The organism is Brevundimonas sp. BH3, assembly GCF_045345115.1.
Classification (GTDB): Bacteria; Pseudomonadota; Alphaproteobacteria; order Caulobacterales; family Caulobacteraceae; genus Brevundimonas.
In genome coordinates, this window is sequence record NZ_CP150796.1 from 1,824,574 (window position 1) to 1,848,474 (window position 23,901).

Below are 23,901 nucleotides of genomic sequence, written 5' to 3' on the forward strand. Positions count from 1 at the left end.
CATGGTTTTCACTCTATGTGAAAAATATTCGCATCTTGTCGGCACTCTTTTAAAATTAAGGCGTTGCTATACGACTTGCCGTATTTGCAGTAAGCGAGGCACCCTGATTGTGCGTAGGCCTCGCTATACCGCACTGTAATCGCAATATTTGGGGCTGTTTGTGATGTCGGACGTATTAGCGGATCGCCGTATTTTAATCGTCGAGGACGAGTCCCTCGTTGCTATGCTTCTGGAAGCCATCCTCGAAGATCTAGGGTGCACCATTGCAGGCCCCGAAGGCAGTGTTGCCGGCGGCGTTTCGCTGGCCCGCTCCGAACAGATCGATGCCGCCCTTCTGGATGTGAATGTCGCGGGTGAACTTGTCTTTCCCGTCGCAGAAACCCTGAAACAGCGTGGCATCCCGTTTGTCTTCTCGACCGGATACGGTGAAAGCGGTCTGCCGGAGCAATGGCGCGGCCACACCACCATCCAGAAGCCTTTTACCGAGGTTGCTGTTCGCGACGCCCTGGTCTCGGCCCTCGCCCAGCCGTCTCGGGTCTGAGGTTTTCTTTTAAGGCCCGTTCCCTTCACAAGCCTACTCGGGTTAGAAAGCCTGTTCGGATAGTGGACGCGTGAGAGCCTGATATGCGCAAACAGTCGCTTTTGTGGGGCGGTATCGCCCTTGCCGTGATCGTAGCGATTATCGCGTGGGCAGGCATCACTATACTGGGCGGCAGTGACGAACCAACAGGACATGCCGATGGCGAAGGACTGCGCGTCGATGTCGTCGCTCCTAAAGAGCCTGAAATCGTCAGCGGTAGCGGACAGTTGGGCGTAGGCGAACTGGCCAATGGTTATGACCACACCGAAACCATGGCACGCATCCAAACCCCCGAAGAAACCGGCGAGGACATCGGCACAAGCTGGGACGACGACAACTGGAACTACAGCGAAGGCACGGGTCCGGCTATGAATTCGGATAACACCGATAAAAAACAGCCCCTGCCCACCGACAAGACTGTCAAAGTCACCAAGGTACCGAGCGGCTACGAAGGCTGAGACGCTTGATTTAAAGCGACTTTCGGCAAAAATTCTGTTTCTAGCCCACCATGTAGCGGGCTTGATGGCGACCGTGACAAACCACACCAATACGATCATATTTTAGATTCAGATCGAGCGGTGGGGGCCCGTATGAGCGCATTTGAATTCTTCTTCAGCTTCTACGGACTGGTGCTGGGACTGTCGGTCGCGGTCATCGCCACCGGCGTTGCGCGCGCCTTCAAACATCGTAAGACAGTACGCGTGGGCTGGAAAACCCCCATGCTGGCGGCCTTTGTCGCTCTGGACATCGCCACCTTCTGGGATGCCGCCTGGACCAATTTCAGCAATGCGCCCTACAGCTATGGCCTGCTCATTGCGGGCCTTGTGGTTGCCACCGTTTATTTCGTCGCCACCAGCTTGATCTTCCCCGAACCGGACGACGAAGCGCAGGACTTGGACACGCATTTCTGGGCCAACAAGAAAGCCATCCTGCTGTTGCTGGTTCTGGCCAATCTGATGATGCTTATCGGCGCAGTTTGGGTAAACATGGGTAAAAGCAACGGGCAACAGATAGCCATGAGCTATGGCCTAAACCTGATTATCTATCTAGCCCTTGTCATACCTGCGGCCCTGACACGTCGGGCATGGGTGTTTGCCCTGACCGTGGGCCTGCACATTGCCTTGTACCTCTATTTAGTCGGCCTTAGCCTCATTAACCCCGCCGCTATGGCCGCCGCCTCGGTCGCTGCGTCTTAACGCGCCGGCAAAAGCGGGACCCGTTTCAGATGTTCAAGACTGGGGGCATTGACGCAAAAACAGGCCGTGCGCAGTTGGCGTGTCATGGTCTGAAAATGGTTGATGACCGCTTCGGTGGAATGGGTTGCGGCGTGAATGATACCACCGGCCACCCCAACAACATCCGCCCCTAGCCGGATGGCCTTGGCGGCGTCCACGCCATGACGAACGCCGCCTGAACCAATCAGGAAAGCCCCCGGCAAGGCATTTCGCGCCTCAGCAATGGCGCGGGCTGTCGGGATACCCCAGTCGGCAAAAGCGGAAGCATGGGCCTGTTCGTCTTCGCCTTCGCTGCGAGCGCCTTCGACCAGCGCCCAGTTGGTACCACCCGCCCCCGCAACATCGATACCGGCAGCGCCCATTGCCATCAGCTTCTGGCCGGTCAGAGCCGATATACCGGCTCCGGTTTCCTTAACGATGACGGGCAATTCCAGATCACGGATCAGGGCATGCAATGCGGCGCCAACGCCCCACCAGTCGCGGTCGCCCTCGGGCTGGCAGGCCTCCTGTAGAGGGTTCAAGTGCACGACCAGAGCATCGGCACCGATCATGTTGATGACCCGCAAAGCCTCGTCGCGGCCAAATCCGCGCGTCAGTTGTGCCGCGCCAATATTGGCCAGAATGGGCGTATCGGGTGCACGATGACGCAGGGCCTTATCCAACCCCGCCACGGCATCCTCACTGTCCAAAGCGGCCCGTTGAGAACCAACCGCCAGCGCAATGCCCAGATGCTGGGCCGCTTCGGCCAGTCGGGCATTGATCGCCTCGGCCCGCGCAGGCCCGCCCGTCATCGCACTGATGAGGAACGGTGCCCGCAAACGGTAGCGCAGAAAGTCCACACCCAGATCAATCTTGGCATGATCGATATCCGGCAAAGCTTCGTGCACAAAGCGCCAGTCATCAAAGCCGGTGGCCAAAGCATGACGGCCCCCGTTAGCCAGCACCACATCCAGATGCTGGTCCTTGCGCGTCAAATGTATGCGCGTCGGGTCGGGGGAAACCGTCATGCTGCTAGGCCTACTGTTCAAACGCTCAGGATTGAGGCTCCACGATCAGCGAATAATCGCCTGTAGAGTTGGAGCCAAAGCTGGTCACGCGCACCACATAGTCGCCATCGCGCGGGCTCGTCCAATTCAGGCGTGAATGTGTATCGGACAGACCATCGTCATCCTGTTTGGAGACGTTGAAGTTATCACCTTCGCCCGTGCCCACCATAACCACCGCATCGAATTTCGGGGCGACCAGAATGAAGCGCAGCTTCTCGTCTTTCTTGGCCGAAAAACGATAGTCGTCATAATAGGGGGCCCCCATCATGCCGCCGCCCGCCGTATTATCGTACTCGCTCAACGAGCCCCGTACGGTCGATCCGGCCAGCAGACTGCCCGGTTGCGGGGCGGGACCACGGTCGATCATGCGAATTTCGTAGGCACCGCGCCCCTCACCGCCATAACTGGTTGCGCGGACAATATATTCGCCGCTTTCCGGTACCTCGAATATCAGGCGCGAATCCAGACTATTGCCCATGCCGTCATCATCAGTGGCCAAGGCTTTAAAAGTGCCTTCGGCCGAGCCGACTTCCAGCATGGCGTCAAAATCGGCCGAGGTCAGCGTGATTTGCAAACGCTGACCCTCGGTCCCGCTGAAGATATAGCCGTCATAACGACCCGACGCGCTGGTCCGCGCATCGTCATCCGTCAACTCACCCTCAACTTCCGTGTCCATTGGCAGGGCTGTGGGTGCGGGCGGCGGCTCCACAGCTTCCACCAACAGATTGTATTTACCCGTGCTGCTGCCAAATGCGCGGGCCTCGATGATATATTCACCATCTCGTTCAGGCGTGAAGATCAGGCTGGCATTCAAGCTGCCTCCGCTGTCGTCATCTGTTGCCAGTTCAAGACCATTGGCATCATAGACGCCTAGATAGGCGTCAAAATCATCGGAGTTCAGGCTGATTTCATGGGGTTGGCCCGCCGTGGCCGACAAGCTGTAACGATCGGCAGTCACACCACCAAAACCCGGATCGGTCTTGTCTATCAGTTCTCCCGTCACCGGCTCGCCCAAGGGAACAGGGCGCGCTGGTGCCATTGGTTTCGGCTCGGCCACATCAAGTTCAAAACGTCCCTCGGCGCTGTTGCCAAATGACGAAACACGCACGGCATAGGCCCCAGCTTCTGGCGCAGTAAACACGATGCGCGAGTTCAGCCCCTCGCCCGAATAGTCGTCGTTTTCCGCCAGTGGCGTGAAGGCGGGGCTGTCGTGGCCAATGGCCAGTACCGTATCGAGATCATCCGAACGGGCCGAAATATCCACGAGCTCGCCTTGGGCCAGCATCAGCCGATACTGCTGGAACCGGTTACCCGAATCCGTTTGCGGACTGCGAGCGTTCAGACGGCCGCTGGCATTGCTGCCCTTGCGGATATTGGTCGAACGCACACGCTCGGGCTGCCACGAGCTTACCGAAAGCTGGAACTCGCCATCGCTGTCGTCGATTGACTCGGCTCTGATTGTGAACACACCGGACTGGCGCGGATAAAAGCGCAGTCGCGAGTGCAGGCCTTCGCCCAGTCCATCATCATCAGAGGCCAGTACCTCGCTCGCATCATCTTGGCCGTAGATCGACAGAAAGGAATCGATGTCGCTGCTTTGCATGACAATCTCGACGCCCTGCCCCTCGCGCAACTCAAGCTGGTAGTCGCGTCCCAGCGTCCCTGTGCTGCCATCCACGCGGTCACCGATACGGATCGCCCCGCCGTCAGTCTGCGCTACCGCCATTGGCGCGGCGGCCAGCAAAACAATCGTACTGACGGTCAACAGGAAGGATGAGCGCATAGAGACAAGACTTTCCATTTTTGGTGGCGGCATCATAGACGCCGAACCGGGGTGGCTGTAAATCGCCAGCATCTCAATCAGTTCCTTCGCCCGAGGAGAGTTCCCGTCATGGCAACCGAAAACGCCACTGCCGCAATCATTGATGGCAAGGCCTTTGCCCAAACCCTCGTGACGCGCGTGGGCGGTGCCGTTGAACGGTTGATCGCCTCGCACGGTGTCCAAGCCGGTCTGGCTGTTGTTATCGTAGGCGAAGACCCAGCCAGCCAACTCTATGTCCGCAACAAGGGCGAGACGACCCTGAAGGCCGGTATGCGCTCCGATACGCATCGTCTGGCGGACACAACCACTCAAGAAGAGCTGCTGGCCCTGATTGCCCAACTGAATGCCGATGACGGCATCCACGGAATTCTGGTGCAACTGCCCCTGCCCGCCCACATCGATTCCAATGCAGTTCTGGATGCTATCTCGCCCGACAAGGACGTGGACGGCTTCCACGTCGTGAATGCGGGCCGCCTAGCTGTGGGTCAGGACGGTCTGGTGCCGTGCACCCCGCTGGGCTGCCTGATGCTGCTGAAAGACCAACTGGGGGACTTGTCGGGCATGAACGCCGTCATCGTTGGCCGCTCCAACATTGTCGGCAAGCCAATGGCGCAACTGCTGCTGGGTGAAAGCTGCACCGTCACCATCGCCCACTCACGCACAAAGGACCTTCCGGCCCTGTGCCGAACCGCCGATATTCTGGTGGCTGCGGTCGGTCGCCCAGAAATGATCAAGGGCGACTGGATCAAACCGGGTGCAACCGTGATCGACGTGGGCATCAACCGTGTTCCTTCCAAGGATCCGGTCAAGGCTGCCGAGGGCAAGACCCGCGTAGTAGGCGATGTCGCCTTTGATGAGGCCGTACAGGTTGCCGGTCGTATAACCCCCGTACCAGGTGGCGTGGGTCCAATGACCATCGCCTGCCTGCTGGCCAATACCTATACGGCGGCGTGCCGGTCTGTCGGTGCCACCCCTGAAAATCTGGGCTGATATTTTTTATCGCTAGCGGTCGGGTTTCTCTTGCAATACCCGCCCGCTAGACCCCACTCCTATAGTTCTGGTTTGGTCACAGTGACCGACAGGAGGAAACAGATGTCTTCTATCTCCCCCCGTATGGCCGCAATGGCCGCTGTAATCGCTATGGCACCGGCAGTGGGTGCGTGCGGTTACAACACCATCCCGACCGAAAAGCTCAACGCCGAGGCCAAATGGGCCGACGTCCAAAGCCAGTACCAGCGTCGCGCAGACCTGATCCCCAATCTGGTTTCGACCGTTCAAGGTGCCGCCATTCAGGAACGCACCACCCTGACCAATGTCATCGAGGCCCGCGCCAAGGCCACCAGCGTCACGGTCAATGCCGATGATCCGGCTTCGTTCGAGCGCTATCAAGCGGCCCAAGGCGAGCTGACGGGTGCCCTGTCGCGCCTGATGATGACGGTCGAAGCCTATCCGCAACTTCAGTCGAACCAGAACTTCATCGCCCTGCAATCTCAGTTGGAAGGCACCGAAAACCGCATCGCCGTGGCCCGCCGCGACTACAACGAAGCAGTGCGCGCCTATAACACCACCTTGCAGACCTTCCCGAACATCATCTGGGCCAAGACCCTGCACAGCGGCTCCAAGCCCATGCAGCTGTTCACCGCAACGGCCGAAGCCCAGAACGCACCGAGCGTAAACTTCGACTCGCTCAACCCTGCGGCCCAACCGGGCGGTAATGCACCAGCCGTTACCCCGGGTGCGGCCCCTGCTGCGGCTCCGGCCGCTGGCAACTAAGGCGCAACCTGAATGAAAAGGGCCATTGCCCTTCTGTTTGTCCTCGGCTTGTGGTTGGGAACGGCACTGCCGCTTCCCGCCCTTGCTCAAGGCGGCATCCAGTTTCCGGCCCTGACGGGGCGGGTCGTCGACAATGCCGACATCCTGACCCCTCAGCAGGAAGCCGAACTGACGGCGAAATTGGCTAATCTAGAACAACAAACGACGGATCAGGTCGTGGTTGTGACGCTGCCCACCCTTAATGATTACGACATTGCCGATTACGGCTATCAGTTGGGTCGTCACTGGGGCATTGGCCAAAAAGAAGCCAGCAATGGTGCCTTGCTGATTGTTGCGCCCAATGACCGCAAGGTACGGATTGAGGTGGGCTATGGCCTTGAAGGCATTCTGACAGATGCCTTCTCGGCCCTGACGATCCAGAACTACATCCTGCCGTCCTTTCGAGAGGGCGACTATTACAGGGGTATCAATGCCGGTGTAGATCAACTGACCCAGCAACTGACGCTCGATCCCGAAGAAGCCAAGGCTCGCGCTGCCGAAATGGCCATTCAGGCCGAGGAAAGCGGTTCAGGTGCCGGTATTCTCATCATCATTATCGGCGCTTTTGGCGTCATCTTTGTTATCGGCTCGGTCGTTGGTGCAGCCAGCGCCGGTAATGGACGCCGTATGCAAGGTGCCGCAGACGGTGCCGGTGCGGTTCTGTGGACCACGGCCCAGATCATTGCCGCCATTGCCTCCAGCAGCGGCAGCGGTGGTGGACGCGGTGGCGGATTTGGTGGGGGCGGCGGCGGCTTCGGCGGCGGCGGTGCCTCGGGAGGCTGGTAATGCATTTCACCCCTGAAGATCACGGACGTATCTCGGCCGCCATTGCCAAGGCCGAGGCTGGAACCAGTGGCGAGATATTCTGTGTCATCTCGCGTCAGGTTTCGACCTACCGCGATATCCGTCTGGCATGGGCAGCAGCAGCATCGCTGGTTCTGCCCGCCATCCTGATCCCTCTGGGCTTATCAGGTGATTGGTTCGGCTTCAGCAATGATTGGCAGGTCGCCCATGCGGCCAGCCAGTCTGACGAGGTCAACCGCGCTCTGACCGCCTATGCGCTGGCTCAGGTCATCACCTTTATCGGTGTGTATCTGCTCAGCAAAATCCCGTTCCTTGGACTTTTGATGGTGCCACAACGTGTGCGTCGTTCGCGTGTGCGTCGTGTGGCTCTGCAACAGTTCATGGCCCATGGGCTACATGCCACGGTGGATCGAACCGGCGTTCTGATCTTTGCCGCCATGGCCGATCACGAGGTCGAGGTGATTGCCGATACCGGCATCTATACCCAGACCTCACCCGAGTTCTGGGGCAGCACAGTTTCGGTACTGGTCAAGCACATCAAACAGGGTGACCCGATCACTGGCATGGAAAACGCCATCGCCATGTGCGGACAGGCTCTGGCCGAGAAATTTCCGCCTCGCCATGATGATGTCAACGAAGTGCCCGATCACCTGATCGTTCTGTAACGATTGATCCTTATTAGCCTGCGGACGTTTTAAAACGGTCATGCCCAGACTGCTTACCTATAACGTCCATCGCTGTGTGGGGACGGACCGCAAGCTTGATGTGGCCCGCATTGCCGAGGTCATTGCCCTTGAACGCCCCGACATTGTCTGCCTTCAGGAACTGGATGTCAGACGTGTACGCACCAATGGCGTCGATCAGGCCTCGGAACTTGCCAACCTTCTAGGCATGTCTTCGCGCTTTCATCCAGCCATGACAATCGAGGGCGAGGAATATGGCGATGCTATTCTTACCCACCTGCCCGACCGTTTGGTCAAGGCTGACAGCCTGCCCACCGTTAAAGGCATTCGCGGATTAGAACCGCGTGGAGCGATCTGGTCCGAGATCGTGGTGGACGGCAAGGTTCTAAACGTCATGAACACCCATTTCGGACTGGTTCCCAACGAACAGCGCCGCCAGGCCCGCGCCCTGGCGGGTAAGGATTGGCTGGGGCAATGTCACGGACCGACGATTTTAACGGGTGACTTCAATGCCACCTCGATTACCCGCCCCTATGGTATTCTGGCCCGTCACCTGAAGGATGCTCAAAAGGTTCTGGGTCTGAAACCCTCGGTAAAGACCTTCCCTGCAAGCTTTCCTGCCATCCGGATAGACCACTTTTTTGTCAGTCCGCATATCCGCATCGAAAACATCTATACCGGATCGTCGCCGCTGGCGCGTGTGGCCTCTGACCACCTACCCTTGTTGATCGATTTCGAAATCACGGCCTAACCCGCAGATTTACCACCTTCGGAAAATGGCCGCGTACTGCGCGTCAGATATCGACGCCGCCATGGTCGCCACGCATCACGCGAAGACAATGGATCACCCAACTGCCATTCAGCAAACATCCTCTCGATCCTTGTCGGCTCGCGTAACCCCATCATCTTCATGCGCTTGGCTCCGAAGGTCTCGACCGAGCGACCAATAGACCCCATCACGCTTTCGGCCTCGGCGAACTGGCTGCCCGTCACACCGATAAAATGACCCAAAGAGTGCTGACGGTAATGACGGATGCGTGTCATCTCTTCTTCGCTTGTGGCCTCGAACGACAGATCACATTCGGTATCCAGCCCCATCGAACGGTTGTTCAGATTGGTCGAACCGATCCGCATCAGCTTGTCGTCTATGATCGTCATCTTCGCATGCACAATGATACGATCACCCCGCGTCGTAACCGGATAAAAGGCATAAAAACGGTCATAGGCATCGGCTTTTTCCAATCGCCAGAGTACCTCGGCCCGCGCCGTATCCATTGTTAATCCATCAAACCATGATGGACTGCGCCCTGTCGAAACCAGGATCACCTCAGGCCCGTCGGGTTCCGCCAGACGATCCGCAATGGCAGACGCCAACAAAGGCGAGGTAAAATACTGGTTCTCCATATAAATCAGAGATTTGGCTCTGCGGATGGCCTCTAGGTGCAGGGCTTCGTTTTCGCGAACCTCCGGGCGATCTTTCAGCTGAGGTTCTGTGCGCGAAATTCCGACAGGCACATTTTGGAAAGCCACTTCGACATTCTGCGGCCAAGGGTCATGATCGGTCTCGACCCATGGCAAGTCTTCGCCGCTACTGTGCTTCCAGCGTTCACGGGCCAACTGCGCCAGATCGCGCGCAGCCTCTCCATCCAGCACACACATCCATTCATGGCGCGGTGACGGGATAAGGCCTGACGGCATACAGCGACGCGGATCACCGCTGTAATGTCCCTCCTCGTCCCAGCGATCGACCGAGATATCGCCCCCACCGCAAAACGCGACCTTGTCGTCAATAATGACGACTTTCTGGTGATGGCATGCCCCCAGTATTCCCACGCCATCCAGTCGCAGCTCGACAATCCGCTTGTTGAAAAGTTTAAGCGCCTTGTGGGGGTAAAATCCCTGAGAGGCCGCAATCACCAAAGGAGAGCGCCAGATAAGCAACCTTACGGACAGTTCGGGGCGGTCGCGTACCATGGCTTTCAGGCGATCACCGATCTCGTAGCGACGCTGATCTATAGGTGCTTGTGGATCCAGACGCGTTCGCGGATCGAACTGCCACCCCAGAATAAGGATCGATTTTTCCGCCTTCTCGATCGCTTCGTCCAACGCCTCGAAATACGTGTTGTTTTCCATCAGGGGGGTCAGGCGGTCGGCCGTGGACTTGCGCCAGACAGCAGGCCCCTCGTCCAGCAAAGAGCGGTCATAAACGCTTTGACGCAGCATGGCCCCTCCCGTTCTTTATCCTGAACACAATACCCTGTTTGACTGTCAAACAGTGACGAGCCGATGACAAGGTTCCATCTGCCACATTCTTGATATTCGGTCGCAATCCACGATTGATTTATCGTCGGTATTTTGGCAAACTTATGCCATGAAGCTGCTTATCGATTTCCTTGCAGGCATTGTGGCCTTTTTGGCGGCTATGGCTATGTCACAGCTGGGTATCGACATGAATCGCAGCACCCAGCCCTTGGAAATCAAACGCTTGCCAAGCTGTGCCGAGGTCGTGGATCAAGAAGCGCCGCCGCCCGCATCCTCCAATTGCTGATGGATCAGGACGTATTTTTGCGTTCTGGCGATTTAACCGCTCTATTTTATAGCTTTTGCACTTTTTCTGAGCCGCTTTCAGACGGTTACGACTTTGCGACCGTGTGTCCAGAGGTTAGGGTCCGAACTTGGACCGTGCCGACTGGCGCTAAAACACCGAAATCGAACGCCCATGACCTCACTACATCGGCCTGAAACCTCGTCAGAAACCGCTGCTTCCGAGGTCACGCCTGTCACGGCTGCCGAAAATAATATTGTCGGTGATGCTGCATCCGCACCGATGGCAGGGCCTACGCCTGATAGCGTCGAAAATGATCCCTATGCGCACCCCATGTCGGAGCGCCAGCGCCGTCGTCTGGCCGAACAACAAAAGCTAGCCGAACAACGTAGCGCCGAAGCCGGTCGCCAAAACCAGTTCTTGTCTCCACTAGACGAAACCAGTGATGGTGCCCTGACCAAGCCTCAGGCCACCAGCCCGTCTATATCGCCCACCAAGGTTTCGAGGTCCTCTAAGTCCAAATCAAAATCTTCAGGCAAATCCATATATTTGCTGGCTATTCTTGCGTCTGGATTATGGGTGGGGGGCATTGCCTCCTGGTTCGCCTACGAGTTCGGCTCGGGCATGGTTGATCTGGAACCTATACGTCTAGCCGTCTATTCGCTTATCGCCATTGCGCCTGTAGGCCTGTTCTTCATGCTGGCCCACGCCCTGCGTTTGGGTGGTCTGCTGGCCCATGAAAACCGTCGCGCCCGTGAACTGGCTGATGCCATGGTCGCGCCAACAGTTTATGGCGCAGAGCAGACCTCCAACATTGTTTCGGCTCTGCGAACCGATATTGATGAAGCGGCCAATGTCGCCGAACGCGCCCGTCAAGAACTGACCAAGTTGCGCGAAAGCCTGCTTAACGAGGCCACCCGCCTAACCGATGCCGCACGCACGGCACAGGTCGCAACACAGAACATCACCCGCACCATCGGCGACGAGCGCCAGCAACTGGCTACCCTTGGCGATACGCTCGACAGCAAGGCCCTGTCTGTTGCCGAAGCGGTACAGCGTCAGGCCCAGATGGTGGCCGATGCCTCCGATCTCGCACAGGCCCAACTGCGCGAAGCCGAAGCCGCCCTCGCCGCCCGCGCCGCCGATTTGGCTGCTGCGGCCAATGAAGCACAAGACGCCGCACGCCTCGCCGCCGATGACCTGTCGCGCCAGACCCAGCGTCTGGAAACCGCCGGCAGTGGCGTGACCGAACAGATCAAGGCTGTCGAGGACGGCCTCAGCCAGCAGCGTGCGGCTCTTGTGAATGCAGCCTATAGCCTGCGCACCGATCAGGAAGGCTTTGCCGCCCAGATCGAGAACCAGCGCATCCAGTTCATCGACCAGTTGAGCCAGACCCGCACGGCGGCAAATGATCTGAACCTGACCGGCGACCAGATTGCCGAGGCCATCAAGTCCCAGACCGAAGCTGTACTGGACCAATTCCGCACGCTCGTCGGAATGTCCCAGCGTGAGGCCGACGGCTTTGACGCCGCCACCAAGCTGTCATTGGAAAAGTTTGAAATGCTGGCTGCCGAAAGCCGCGAACGGCTGATGAACGAAACCCGTGTCGCCGTCGATACGCTGAACCGCGCCGCCCTTGAACAGCGCCAACTGGCCGAAGAGGCCCTGCAACAGGCCCAGATTCGCGCCGATCGTCTGGGTGAAAGCCTGTTCGATGCTGCGCGTCAGGCCGATGATGCCGCTGAATCCCGTATTGCCGGTGCCCGCCGCATCGTCGACGAAACCGTCAGAATGGTAGACCAGACCGGTATCGAGGCTATGAACCGTCTGGAATCCCTGACGCGCCGCATGACCGATGCCCTGTCGCAGATCGAAAACTCGGTGCGCGATCTGGATGACCGTGCCGCGCGCCTCCCGCAAGAAACGGCCCAACGCATGGCCGCCGTTCGCCAAAGTGCCGAGCAAAGCCTGGCCAGCCTGAACGATGCCTCGCGCCGCGCCGCCGCCGAAGCCGAGGCCCTGGATATGGGTTTCCAAGATCGCGTCCGTAAGAACTACGAGATGGTCAACGAGGCCGTCCGTCTGATCGGTACCCCCAAGGTCGAAGCCTCGCCCTTGCCGTCGGAACCTTCCGGCTCTGTCGTCAATGATGACCCGATGCGCATTCCGCTACGTCCGGCCTCACTCCACGAGCCGGTTGCACCTCCAGTCGAGAATGCGCCCGAACCGCCACTCCATTGGCAACCGGCCCCGCGCCAGCCACAGGAACCGGCTGTGCCCTTGCATGTGCTGAGCGAGCTGGCTGTATCCTCGATCCGCCGCATGGGCGTTGATCCCAACGCACTTCTGCCACGTGCGCGTATCGACGATGTGGCCTTTGCCCTGTCGCGTGACGATGTGGTTCGTGCCCGCCAGATTGTCCGCCGTGTAGCACCGGCCGCTGTCCGCAGCGTCAACCGCCGCGTGACCGCCGATCAAGAACTACATAACGACATTAACCGCTTCGTTGATGCCTATGCGCGCCTTCTGGCCGATCTTGGAGATGACCAGAACAGCGTCAATAATCGGCTGGCCAGTGACGAAGGTCGCGCCTTTATGATTTATGATGCCGCTCTCAACGAAACACGCTGAGGCGACAACCTATTCAGGGCTTGACCACTAGCCCCTCTGTACACAACCTTCCGGCGGCCTCGGGCAGGAGCAGCTTCTAGAATGGCTATATCGACGCATATCTCTGACGAACGGTCGCAAGATCAGGATCGCCGCCCCCTTTTGCTGGTATGCAACTGGTCTGCAACCGATCCTGTCTGGGATATGGTCGAAGACCTGTCCGGCGTGCCGTGGCAACCAGAAGGCATACGAACCGAACTGGTCGAACCCTCCACGGATATTAGCGCTCAGGCCCAGTATCTCGCAGATCAACTGGACCAGCAGGGAGCGCGCGCCCTGCTTTTGATCGGTCGCACACGCCATGAAGGCCCCGCCCGCGTTCAATTGCGCGCCGAGATTCCGCAAGAAAATGGCCAACGCCTGTCTCATGACGGTCCCGGTGTTGTGCGCTCGACGGCCCCTGCTGGCCAGATCATCGAAGCCGCCACCAAGGCCCGCGTTTCGATCATCGCCTCATCGGAAAACGAAGCCGATGATGGCAGTCGCCTGCTCTATGAAATATTGTCGCGACTGGACGAGCGGTTGGAAACACCGGCAGTAGCCCTTATCCGTTTCCCGCACTCCATGCCCGAAACGGCTATTGCCCATACAGTCAAAAGCGCGATCATCGTCATGACGCAGCACCTGTCCAATGCCCCGCGTTATTAACCTAAGGAGCTTATTATTGGGCGTCTGACCGACACGGCAAACACGCCCCCCAGAACGGCCAGAACAGCCATGGCCATATAGCCCTGCGCACCATAGGCATCATAAAGCTGTCCCGATACGGCAGTGGCCAAACCAATCAGGAACCCTGCGGCGACCACAGATGAAAGAGTCTGCGCGGCCGTATGGTCTTGCGGCGGTGACAGCGCCTCGACAATCTCCACGCCCGCCAGATAGGTGGCGGCAAAGGTCAGGGCGTGCATCGCCTGTAGCGGCCACAGCCACCAGAATGAAGGCTCCAGCGCCATAAACAGCCATCGTATCACTGCCGCTGTAACCCCCACCATCAGCAGTGGAAACGCGCCAAAACCCTTACGCTTGCGCCACGGCTCGACCACCCACATGAAGCCGATCTCGACCGCAACGGCAAAGGCCCACAAAAGCCCTGTCATGCTTTCGGAAATGCCCTGTGCCTTCCAGGCAATGGCTGAAAAGCCGTAATAGAAGCCGTGCGCTGCCTGCACCGCTCCGATCCCCAGGATGGCGCAGACAAAGGTACGGTTCTTCGCCAGTCGCCCCAACCCCTGAAAGCGGGCGAGTTTCGATATCTGCACTCCGTCCAATTGCACCGGCTCAGCCGGGAGGCAAAGCCATGCGGTCAATGCAATCAGCGCACTGGAACTGACGATCCATACAATAATGATATCGGCAGGCATCATGGTCAGCAGTGCGCCCATGCCGATATTGGCCACCACAAAGGCCAATGATCCGCAGCCGCGCGGTAGGCTGAACGGATAGTTTTCACGTCGCGACAGACGCAAGGTCAGCACATCGCTAAGCGGGATCAGGGCTGCGGCCGCCGTCGCGCCGACAAACCAGCACAAAGCCCGCACATAGAAATTATCGACCAGTCCGGCCGCGCCATAGCCCACCACCATGGCCAGACCCAGAAGGGCAATCGCTGTGCGCCGCAACCGGAAACCGTCAGCCCATACGGCCAGCAACGGCCCAGACACAATCCGCCCGAACATGGGCAAAGCGAGCAAGGCACCGATCTCGGCCCCGCTCATGCCCTGTGACCTGAACCACAGTCCGGCAAAGGGCAGTGTGACGCCACTGGTGCCGAACAGGAGGATGTATTGCAGTGCTGTGCGCGGAGCCGAACTCATCCACATGCCGATAGCAGACTCGGCGCAATATGTAGTCTAGACAATAGACATGACCTTCAGCCGCAACCTGCTTTTGTTTGCCGCCCTGAACGGGGCCATGTCCGTCGCCGTCGGTGCATTTGGTGCTCACGGCGTTCCGCCCGAAGCCAAGGCGCTTCTGACCACAGGCGGGCAGTATCAAATGGTCCATGCTCTGATGGCGGCTGTTTTGTCCATCTGGCCCTCAGCAGGCCGCGCCGGTCGAGTGGCTGGATGGCTCGCGGCGACAGGGGGGCTGATCTTCTGCACAACCCTTTTGCTGATTGCCATGGCCGGTATGCGTTACATGGGTGCCGTCACGCCCGTTGGTGGAACCCTGATGGTTATCGGCTGGTTGGTTCTGGCGTGGCGGGCTGTGCGCTCCTCGCCTGTTGCCTGAAATTTTACCCCAAGACCGAAAGCTCAATCCTATGGCCTTTCCTGCGATCACCACCCCGCGACGTGACCTGTACCCCGAAATCGAGACAACTCGTCATGGCTGGCTAAAGACCGACAGTATTCACGAAATTTATTGGGAAGAGAGCGGTAATCCTGAAGGCGTTCCGGTCGTCGTGTTGCACGGTGGACCGGGCGGCGCGGTCAATCCCGGGATGCGTCGTTACTTCGATCCGGCCGTCTATCGCATCGTCATGTTTGACCAGCGCGGATGCGGCCTGTCCCGTCCGAATGCCAGCCTCGAAGACAATACGACGTGGGATCTGATCGCCGATATAGAAGCCATCCGCGAAATGCTGGGCATCGACAAGTGGGTGGTATTTGGCGGTTCGTGGGGTTCGACCCTGTCTCTGGCCTATGCCATCAAACATCCCGATCGCACCCGCGCGCTGGTGCTGCGCGGCATCTTCCTTCTGACGAAAAAGGAACTGCACTGGTTCTATCAGGACGGAGCATCGATGATCTGGCCGGATTTGTGGGAAGGCTTTGTCGCCCCCATCCCCGAAACCGAGCGCGATAACCTGATGGCCGCCTATTACAAACGTCTGACGGGTGACAATGTCGAAGAGCGCAACCGTTGCGCCGTGGCTTGGTCTACTTGGGAGGGCAATACTGTCAGTGCCGCAGGTCCGACCGCCACGCCCGATAAGTTCGCCGACCCTGAATTCGCTGTCGCCTTTGCCCGTATCGAGAACTGGTACTTTACCAATGGTGGCTTCTTCGACAGCGAAAACTGGCTGCTCGAAAACATCGACACCATCCGCCACATCCCGACCTGGATCGCCCAAGGCCGGTTCGATGTGGTGACACCCGCGTCCGGGGCATGGGCCCTGCACCTCGCCTTCCCCGAGGCGAAACTGGAGTTCATCGGCGATGCCGGTCATGCCTCTAGCGAGCCGGGTATTATTGACAGTTTGATCCGCGCGACCGACTGGGCCGCTCGACAATAGGTCTAAAAAACAAGCCCTGCGGATTAACGCAGGGCTTGTTCTCTATTCGGCCGGATTGGTGTTTCGCACCATCTCGTCCAGACGGAAACCGATACGGTTTGGCTCGGGCTGGTCTTCGGGTTTCTTCATCGCGCTCAGGACCACATTGATCTGCGTATAATGCTGGACCAAGCGCACCGGTTTACCATCTGGATTACGGCCAAAAAACATGATCAGGTCCGGCCCCCAAAATCCGACATCCAGAATCTGCATGGTACCGTCACCGGGTAAACCGACGACGCGGACACCAATTTCTTCGTCCTTGTCGAGATTGCTCTCGAATTCCTGAATCATTTTGGACAGGCGCACAAAAGCCCATTCCGCAGGATTATCGCGCATCCGCACATTCATATCCTGAACGGCTTTGGCATTGGCCGGATTGGATGTGACAGGCTGAGGGCACGGCACATCGCCGGGATTGGAGAACATGGCCGGATCGGCCTTGGGTATAGGCGCTTCACTCATGCCCCTACCCTAGACCGGTCGATCAGATCAGGCCATGACCTTTGGACAGTTCGGCATAACGGTGAACGTGAACCGACATAATCAGGCCAAAACCGATCATCACCGTCATCATTGACGATCCGCCATAGGATAGCAGCGGCATCGGCACACCGACGACCGGTGCCAAGCCCATCACCATGGCACCATTAATCAGCACGAACAGGGCAAAAAAGGCCGTCATACCTGCTGCGGCGATACGCCCGAAATGGCTATGCGACAGGGCCGCAATACGCAAGGCAATCAGGATCAGGAAAGCATAGCAGACCAGGACCGTGAACGATCCGATAAAGCCGAACTCTTCGCCCACAGTCGAAAAGATAAAATCTGTATGGCGTTCCGGCAGAAACTCCAGCTGGCTCTGGCTACCAAGGCCAAAGCCTTTGCCCAGCAATCCACCCGAGCCTACGGCAATCTTGGACTGGATAATGTTATAGCCCGTGCCCGACGGGTCCATTTCCGGATTGAGAAAGTTCAGCACCCGATTGCGCTGATAGTCGTGCATGACGAACAATACGAAGGGGGGAATAAAGGCCACGGCAGCCGCAACACATGCCCCGATGACCCGCCAGCTCAGCCCCGCCACAACCATGATGACTGCGCCCGTCAGACCGATAATCATAGCCGACCCAAGGTCAGGCTGAGCCGCGACCAACAGGAACGGTACCCCGATCATACCTGCCGGTATCAATAGCTTCCATGACCAGCGGGCCTCTTGCGCCGAATGGCCATGGTACCAACGCGCCAATGCCAGAACGAGGCCGATCTTCATGAACTCGGCCGGCTGGATACGGATTACACCCAGATTCAACCAGTTCTTGGCACCACCCGCCGTATAGCCCAGCGGTGTAAAGTCCACGAGCGCCACCATCACCAGCAGGACCCCATAGAGGGGATAGGCCGATCTGAACCACCATTTGGGGTGGATCATAGCCATGCCGATAAGTGCAACCAGCAACAAACCGTAGCGGATCAAATGTTTGGCGGCCCAAGGCTCCCACGACAGTTTGCCAAGGGAGTAAAGCATCAAGGTGCCGACACCTGCCAGAAACGTCAGCAGGCCAATCACACGCCAGTCTAACTGGCCCAGCTTGACCGACAAACGTTCGCGTTCACCCGGACGGGTCAGGGCAGATGACGTCATTGTCTCGGCTCCACAAGCGGTGGCGGCACAGCAGCATCAACCACGGCACCATCGACCGGCTCGCCACGGGCCTCGGCCTCACGGGCACCCGCATCTTCAGGCGCTTCAAAACCGGCTTGCTCGATGCGGGCACGCATTTCGGGGTCTTTCAGCAAAGCCACCTTCATCACTTCACGTGCCCGCGGGGCGCCGGCCGTGCCGCCGCCCAGACCACCGTGCTGGACGATAACCGACACGGCATAGCGCGGGTTATCGGTCGGCGCATAGGCCACAAACAGGTTATGGTCTTTCTGGGACCACGGACGTCCCGCGCCCTTGCGCGATCCGGCACCATAGTTTCGTGCCTGCGCCGTACCGGTTTTACCGGCCATCTTGACAGTGCCCAGCCCCAGTTGGCTGTTACGGAAACCTGTACCGCCTGCTGCGGTCACGGCCTCCATGCCATCACGCAGAACCTGCAACATTTCAGGTTCGTATGGCAGATCTTCAAATGCACTACTGCCCTGTTCCACCCCGCCAATCGACTTGATGAGGCGAGGCATCACCGCTTTGCGACCATTGGCGACGCGTGCCGTATAGACCGCCAGTTGCAAAGCGTTGACTGTCAAAGCGCCCTGACCAATGCCATAGCTGGGGTTTTCGCCCGGATACCATTTGCCATCACCGCGCACAGGATTTTTACGTCTCCACTCGCGATCAGGTACCAATCCGGCCCTTTGCCCACCAATTCCTATGTCAAAGGTTTGACCAAAGCCCAGATCACGCGCTGTCTCCGCGATCGCATCAGGCCCCATCTCGGTCGCAAGCGTCATGAAATAGACATTGCAGGAAGCCTTGATAGCACCACGCAGGTCCACAGCTCCATGGCGTCCAAGGCAAGCAAATCGGCGTCCCAGATAAAAACTGCCGTTACAAACAATGCGGCGGCTAGGATCTAACCCCCGCTTCATAGCGGCCAGTCCGACCACGGGCTTGAAGGTGGAACCGGGTGCAAATGTGCCGCTCAATGCCTTATCGGTCAGAGGACGGCGCTCATAATCAGCCAGTGCGCGATAGATACGCGACGGAATGCCCGACACAAAAAGATTGGGATCGAACGACGGCGAAGACACCATGGCCAGAATGTCGCCGTTGCGAACATCCATCACGACGATGCTGCCTGCCTCTTCGCCAAAAACTTCCAGCGCACGTTGCTGAACATCATTGTCCAGCGTCAGAACGACCTCGTCGCCCTGAACAGCGGGTCGTGATCCAGCCGTGTCCTCGGCCACAACGCGACCGCGAACATCGACCTCGACACGATTGCCACCCGCCTCGCCGCGCAGATGTTCATCCAGCGCTTTCTCGAGCCCTACCCGGCCAATGCGATAGCCAGGATTATACAAGATCGACGGAACTTCTTCGCCACGCTCGCGGATCGCCTTGACGTCATTGTCCGACACCTTGGCCACATAGCCAACGACATGGGCATAAGCCCCTGCGTGGGGATAATAGCGGGCCTCGTTCATATCGGCCATGACACCCGGCAGGTCCGCCGCATGCAGGTTGACCTTGGAAAACTCTTCCCAGGTCAGATCGCTTTTGATCGGAACCGGCGAGAAGCGGGGGGCCGCGTTAACTTCGCGGATAATTGTCCGACGACGCTCCAGCGTATCGGGCAACAGACGCCCCAAAAGGTCCAGCGTCTGGTCCAGATCCTTGGTTTCGTCGCGCACAACCAGCACACGGAAACTGGGCCGGTTGCCCGCAATCGTCACCCCGTGACGGTCTTTGATCAGACCACGAGGCGGCGGCACCAGACGGAAATTGAACTGGTTACGGGTCGAAAGCGTGGCGTATTGCTGCGTCTGGAACAGTTGCAGCTGCGCCAGTCGGCCGACCAGCAGACCCACGCCAGCAAGGGTTGCGCCCCCGAAGATAACGGTACGGCGCAGGAACAAGGCCTGCCGTTCGTTGACGTCGGTAAAGAACAGTTGCGGTTCGCTGCTCACAGGAACCTCACATCATTGTCGTCGAATTTCTGAACAAACCAGTCCGCAAGGGGGAACAGTAACAGGGTCGGAATCATCTGTCCGGCAAGCGCCAACACACTGGGCGCATTATTGATACGCAAGGCCGTCACCACATAGGCCACAAAAAAAACCGTGACGACACAGCACACATAAAGGACGAAATTAATGACCGTTGCATGTCCGGACATAAATGTCCGGCTGACCAGCATACCGCCATAGGCAATCAGGAATGACAGTGGCCACAGACCGATCGGCCCACCCCAGAAGATATCCAGAAACAAGCCCAGAATAATCAGCGCTACAGGTCCGATAGCGGCAGGGCGTATCATCGGCCACGCATAGACCAGCACCAGAGCAAATACGGGTTCCGGCAAGGAAATGCCGAACAGTCTCAGCGGTGTGGCCAAGACTACGGTCGCCAGAACCGTCAACAGGGCCGGATAGACGATCCACTGCAGGGGACCGACAACTCGAACCGAAATGGGCCGCCTCATCCCCCTGTATTCCCGTTTACAGGCGTCTGGGGGGATGTCGCCGGATTTTGCGCTGCGGCAGTTGCGGCCTGTTGTCTGGCCAAAACAGCCGCTTGCTCTCTGGCTCTGGCTTCGGCCTGTTCACGGGCAATGGCCTGAGCTTCGGCTTGGCGGGCACGTTCGGCAGCCGCTTCGTTCGCCGCAGCACGACGTGTAGTCGCATCAACAATCGCAGCGGCCTGTTGCGGTGTCGGAGCCGGGGCTGTGTTTAGCGAAGACAGGGTCGCAGGTGTCAGCGCTGCCGGATCAACCAGTTGGTTGAAGTCCTGGAACAATAAAACCCGTACATAGTCGATAGCCGCGCGTTCACTGAACAGCTTGACCCGCCATGAGCCGTCAACACTCTTGGCGACAGTGCCCACCGGCAGGCCGCGCGGGAAGCCGCCACCATCACCCGAGGTAATGACGCGATCTCCAGCCTGAACCATGTTCACACCGCGAATATAGTCCAGACGCGGGTTGCGGCTGGCATCCCCCGTCAGAATAGCCCGAGCATTCGTGCGTTCAACCATGACAGGAATGCGCGACGACACGTCCGTAAGCAGCACCATACGGCTGACACCACCGCTGGCCCCGCTGATGCGCCCCACTACACCATGCTCGCTCAGAACCGGATTACCCGGACGGACCCCGTCATCAGCGCCCAGATTGACCAGACGTGCCCGAGCAAACGGACCACGCGCATCTGTCACCGCCCTGCCCGTCACCATAGGTATTGGCGGATCAGTATGGACGCCGAGCATTTTCTCGTAACGTCCATTGATATTTTTCAGAGCGATAGCCTCGTCGCGCCAATCCTGAAGCTCGGCGATTTGCTCGCGTAGACGACGGTTTTCAGAAACAGCGAAGAAATAGCCTTGAACATATTCAAAGGCATTGCCTGTCCAGCGAACCGGAGCCGACAAGACTTCGCCGACCGGAGCCGCGGCATTTTCCACACCGGCGCGCATATAGGAGACGCGCGTCGCGTCTTTTTGATTGCTGCCTGCCAGCATAAAGATGCTGGCCACAATACCAACGACAACAACCACCGCAGCGATCCACGCCAGCGGTAGCTTCACATTATCGAACGGTCCGTCGCGAAACGCCACGGCCAGCCTTCCTGCTAGGGGTTCAAATCGGCCGGAACCGACTTAGGGAGAATGAGTAAAGGCCGATTCTCACGAAATCGGCCCTTAAACCAGCGGATAATCCAGGCTTAGAGCGTGGAATCCAGAATGCCCTTCATCCACGACGGATGCTCCAGCACCTTGCCGCAGCCAATGGCCACGCAGGACAGCGGATCATCGGCAACCTGAACCGGAAGACCGGTGTGGTCGCGGATTTCGGCATCCAGACCGCGCAGCAGTGCGCCGCCGCCGGTCAGCATGATGCCCTTATCGGCAATATCCGCAGCCAGTTCCGGCGGGGTGGCTTCCAGAGCGACCTTCACGGCCTCGACGATTTGCGAGACGGGTTCGGCCAAGGCTTCGGCAGCCTGACGTTCGCTCATCTTCACTTCGCGCGGCACGCCCTGCATCAGGTCGCGGCCCTTGACCTCGATTTGCAGGCCTTCGCCATCGGCAGGCGTACGGGCAGTGCCGATGTCCTTCTTGATGCGTTCTGCGGTCGTTTCACCGATCAACAGGTTGTGGTTACGACGCATATAGCTGATCAGCGCGTCGTCCATCATGTCGCCACCGACACGAACCGAGCGCGAATAGACGATACCCGACAGCGACAGAACGGCCACCTCGGTCGTACCACCACCGATATCGACAACCATCGAGCCAGTCGGCTCATGGATCGGCAGCCCCGCACCGATAGCCGCGGCCATCGGCTCATCGATCAGACCGACGCGACGTGCCGAAGCATTCAGGCAGGAATCGTTGATCGCGCGGCGTTCAACAGCGGTTGCACCCGACGGAACGCAAACAATCATCTTGGGGTTCACAAAGCCCTTGCGGTTGTGAACCTTGCGGATGAAGTGCTTGATCATTTCCTCGGCGACTTCGAAGTCGGCGATCACGCCATCGCGCATCGGGCGAATGGCTTCCATGTGGCCGGGGGTACGGCCCAGCATCTGCTTGGCTTCGAGGCCAACCGCATGGACGATCTTGCGACCACCGACATTACGCAGGGCAACAACGGACGGTTCGTTCAGGACGATCCCCTTGCCGCGCATATAGATGAGGGTGTTTGCTGTACCCAGATCCATCGCGATGTCGTTGGAAATCATGCCGAAGAGGGGTGAAAACATGGGCGTCGGTTACCGCTTGTGTGTTTCGGGCCAGAATGGGCGCTAGAAAGAAATTGAGTCCGCGCTGGCTACACCCCTGTCCCCGATCCGCCCTTTAATGACGCTTCGGGTATATATGATCGTATGCCAGCCGACCGAATGTCCGGTTTGCCCTTATGAAGCGACGATTGCAAGCGCCTAAGCAACTGCCATCACCACCTTGTCAAAGGGGCATGAGAGTTACGTCATCAATGAGGCGAATTGATATCCCTTTAAGGAACTTCATCGCCGTTTCGACTAGCGCAAAGCTTGCTTCAGCTATTTACCGGCGACGGATGATTTCTCGCACCCACAGCATCACCGCCAAGGCCGTCAGGCCGATCACCGACAGGATAACCGATGTCCATACGCCATCGCCCTTCACGGCCGTCATAAAGCCCCCGCCAAAGAAGGCGACCATAGCCGTTTTGGGTAGCACCCCCAGCGCGCATCCCGTCAGATAGCCCCAGAACCCTGCCCGAACCGCACCAAAGGCCGAGTTCACCACGATAAAGGGGGCTGACGGCACATTGCGGATGATGAAGCTGGCAGCAAAAGCATTGCGGCCGACAAAGGCCTTCATGCGCTCGAACCCCTCCCCGCCGATACGCTCCAGCCACAAGGCCGCCGGTCCGCGGCCCAGCCAATATGTGACCGCCGCCGACACCACAGTCGCGATCCAGCTATAGGCAAAACCGTGCCACGGCCCGAAGGCCAGAACACACAGTCCGATCAGTATGAACTGGGGCGCACCGACAAAGGCGGCAGCTGTGAATAATACAATCGCCGCAACCAATCCCCATGGCCCCGCCCGATAGCCGGACAACCATAAAGCGAGTTCTTCTTCGCTATGGGCAAACTGCTGCTTGCCCAACGCGAATACGAGACTAACAGCCCCTAAAACAAGGACGCCCGCCAGCAATACGCGCCAGCGCTTGCCTTCCATCTGCATCAAAAAATCGACGATATGTCGCATAAAT

The 23,901-nt window shown here is 58.5% G+C and carries 24 protein-coding genes; 13 read left to right on the forward strand and 11 right to left on the reverse strand.

The annotated features are described in order from the left end of the window. Positions 1–163: 163 nt before the first annotated feature. From WEU32_RS08920 to WEU32_RS08930, 3 genes are all read left to right on the forward strand, one after another. A complete protein-coding gene (locus tag WEU32_RS08920; RefSeq protein ID WP_312136863.1) occupies positions 164–541 on the forward strand; it encodes a response regulator in 378 nt (125 codons plus the stop codon). 83 nt (positions 542–624) lie between these two features. Then, complete coding sequence (locus tag WEU32_RS08925; protein ID WP_406851643.1) at positions 625–1,038, forward strand: hypothetical protein; 414 nt, start codon at positions 625–627, stop codon at positions 1,036–1,038. 132 nt (positions 1,039–1,170) lie between these two features. Continuing rightward, the gene (locus WEU32_RS08930; protein ID WP_406851644.1) at positions 1,171–1,776 is read left to right on the forward strand and encodes a hypothetical protein; all 606 of its coding nucleotides are present in this window, start codon (positions 1,171–1,173) and stop codon (positions 1,774–1,776) included. Here the strand turns inward: WEU32_RS08930 and fni are convergent. Both fni and WEU32_RS08940 read right to left on the reverse strand, forming a co-directional pair. Then, positions 1,773–2,822 (reverse strand): type 2 isopentenyl-diphosphate Delta-isomerase, encoded by a 1,050-nt coding sequence (gene fni, locus WEU32_RS08935; protein ID WP_406851645.1) that lies wholly within the window; start codon positions 2,820–2,822, stop codon positions 1,773–1,775. The genes WEU32_RS08930 and fni overlap by 4 nt on opposite strands. 25 nt (positions 2,823–2,847) lie before the next feature. Beyond that, positions 2,848–4,716 (reverse strand): PPC domain-containing protein, encoded by a 1,869-nt coding sequence (locus tag WEU32_RS08940; RefSeq protein WP_406851646.1) that lies wholly within the window; start codon positions 4,714–4,716, stop codon positions 2,848–2,850. 36 nt (positions 4,717–4,752) lie between these two features. Here WEU32_RS08940 and folD point away from each other — a divergent pair, with 36 nt between their 5' ends. The 5 genes from folD (at position 4,753) to WEU32_RS08965 (ending at position 8,733) form a co-directional block, all read left to right on the forward strand. Further along, a complete protein-coding gene (gene folD, locus WEU32_RS08945) occupies positions 4,753–5,673 on the forward strand; it encodes a bifunctional methylenetetrahydrofolate dehydrogenase/methenyltetrahydrofolate cyclohydrolase FolD (protein ID WP_406851647.1) in 921 nt (306 codons plus the stop codon). Positions 5,674–5,775: 102 nt separating this feature from the next. Continuing rightward, on the forward strand, positions 5,776–6,456 hold the full coding sequence (locus WEU32_RS08950) for a LemA family protein (protein WP_406851648.1): 681 nt from the start codon (positions 5,776–5,778) through the stop codon (positions 6,454–6,456). A 12-nt stretch (positions 6,457–6,468) separates the two neighbouring features. Beyond that, a complete protein-coding gene (locus WEU32_RS08955) occupies positions 6,469–7,281 on the forward strand; it encodes a TPM domain-containing protein (RefSeq protein WP_406851649.1) in 813 nt (270 codons plus the stop codon). Then, positions 7,281–7,964, forward strand: coding sequence for a TPM domain-containing protein (locus WEU32_RS08960; RefSeq protein ID WP_312812771.1), 684 nt, complete (start codon positions 7,281–7,283; stop codon positions 7,962–7,964). Before WEU32_RS08955 ends, WEU32_RS08960 begins: the two co-directional genes overlap by 1 nt. Positions 7,965–8,004: 40 nt before the next feature. Continuing rightward, positions 8,005–8,733 (forward strand): endonuclease/exonuclease/phosphatase family protein, encoded by a 729-nt coding sequence (locus tag WEU32_RS08965; protein ID WP_312136845.1) that lies wholly within the window; start codon positions 8,005–8,007, stop codon positions 8,731–8,733. Here the strand turns inward: WEU32_RS08965 and WEU32_RS08970 are convergent. Further along, a complete protein-coding gene (locus WEU32_RS08970) occupies positions 8,730–10,205 on the reverse strand; it encodes a phospholipase D-like domain-containing protein (RefSeq protein ID WP_406851650.1) in 1,476 nt (491 codons plus the stop codon). The two genes, WEU32_RS08965 and WEU32_RS08970, sit on opposite strands and share 4 nt — an antisense overlap. A 148-nt stretch (positions 10,206–10,353) precedes the next feature. On the opposite strand from WEU32_RS08970, the gene WEU32_RS08975 reads away from it, so the two are divergent. From WEU32_RS08975 to WEU32_RS08985, 3 genes are all read left to right on the forward strand, one after another. Then, positions 10,354–10,530 (forward strand): hypothetical protein, encoded by a 177-nt coding sequence (locus tag WEU32_RS08975; protein ID WP_406851651.1) that lies wholly within the window; start codon positions 10,354–10,356, stop codon positions 10,528–10,530. A gap of 171 nt (positions 10,531–10,701) precedes the next feature. Further along, positions 10,702–13,158 carry a tipN gene (locus tag WEU32_RS08980; RefSeq protein ID WP_406851652.1) on the forward strand — a complete coding sequence of 819 codons (2,457 nt, stop codon included), beginning with the start codon at positions 10,702–10,704 and terminating at the stop codon, positions 13,156–13,158. Between the two features lie 81 nt (positions 13,159–13,239). Further along, positions 13,240–13,845: a hypothetical protein gene (locus tag WEU32_RS08985; protein WP_406851653.1), complete on the forward strand. Its 606-nt coding sequence runs from the start codon at positions 13,240–13,242 to the stop codon at positions 13,843–13,845. On the opposite strand, the gene WEU32_RS08990 is transcribed toward WEU32_RS08985, so the two are convergent. Further along, on the reverse strand, positions 13,842–15,017 hold the full coding sequence (locus tag WEU32_RS08990; protein WP_406851654.1) for an MFS transporter: 1,176 nt from the start codon (positions 15,015–15,017) through the stop codon (positions 13,842–13,844). The genes WEU32_RS08985 and WEU32_RS08990 overlap by 4 nt on opposite strands. 43 nt (positions 15,018–15,060) lie before the next feature. Between WEU32_RS08990 and WEU32_RS08995 the strand changes: the two genes are divergently transcribed. Together WEU32_RS08995 and pip are read left to right on the forward strand one after the other, a co-directional pair. Then, the gene (locus tag WEU32_RS08995) at positions 15,061–15,429 is read left to right on the forward strand and encodes a DUF423 domain-containing protein (RefSeq protein WP_406851655.1); all 369 of its coding nucleotides are present in this window, start codon (positions 15,061–15,063) and stop codon (positions 15,427–15,429) included. Between the two features lie 31 nt (positions 15,430–15,460). Further along, complete coding sequence (gene pip / locus WEU32_RS09000; RefSeq protein ID WP_406851656.1) at positions 15,461–16,435, forward strand: prolyl aminopeptidase; 975 nt, start codon at positions 15,461–15,463, stop codon at positions 16,433–16,435. A 42-nt stretch (positions 16,436–16,477) separates the two neighbouring features. Here pip and WEU32_RS09005 read toward each other — a convergent pair whose 3' ends face one another. The 7 genes from WEU32_RS09005 to WEU32_RS09035 form a co-directional block, all read right to left on the reverse strand. Next, positions 16,478–16,939, reverse strand: a complete 462-nt coding sequence (locus tag WEU32_RS09005; RefSeq protein ID WP_312136831.1) for a DUF6173 family protein — start codon at positions 16,937–16,939, stop codon at positions 16,478–16,480. Positions 16,940–16,961: 22 nt separating this feature from the next. Continuing rightward, positions 16,962–18,119, reverse strand: coding sequence for a rod shape-determining protein RodA (rodA, locus tag WEU32_RS09010; RefSeq protein WP_406851657.1), 1,158 nt, complete (start codon positions 18,117–18,119; stop codon positions 16,962–16,964). Continuing rightward, on the reverse strand, positions 18,116–20,110 hold the full coding sequence (mrdA, locus tag WEU32_RS09015; RefSeq protein ID WP_312136827.1) for a penicillin-binding protein 2: 1,995 nt from the start codon (positions 20,108–20,110) through the stop codon (positions 18,116–18,118). The genes rodA and mrdA overlap by 4 nt, the downstream gene beginning before the upstream one ends. Next, the gene (locus tag WEU32_RS09020; RefSeq protein WP_406851658.1) at positions 20,107–20,625 is read right to left on the reverse strand and encodes a hypothetical protein; all 519 of its coding nucleotides are present in this window, start codon (positions 20,623–20,625) and stop codon (positions 20,107–20,109) included. The genes mrdA and WEU32_RS09020 overlap by 4 nt, the downstream gene beginning before the upstream one ends. After that, on the reverse strand, positions 20,622–21,755 hold the full coding sequence (gene mreC / locus WEU32_RS09025; protein ID WP_406851659.1) for a rod shape-determining protein MreC: 1,134 nt from the start codon (positions 21,753–21,755) through the stop codon (positions 20,622–20,624). Before mreC ends, WEU32_RS09020 begins: the two co-directional genes overlap by 4 nt. 107 nt (positions 21,756–21,862) lie before the next feature. After that, entirely contained in the window at positions 21,863–22,903 is a 1,041-nt protein-coding gene (locus tag WEU32_RS09030) for a rod shape-determining protein (protein WP_167177199.1), read from the reverse strand. Positions 22,904–23,204: 301 nt separating this feature from the next. Beyond that, a complete protein-coding gene (locus WEU32_RS09035; protein WP_406851660.1) occupies positions 23,205–23,897 on the reverse strand; it encodes a TVP38/TMEM64 family protein in 693 nt (230 codons plus the stop codon). Positions 23,898–23,901 lie beyond the last annotated feature (4 nt).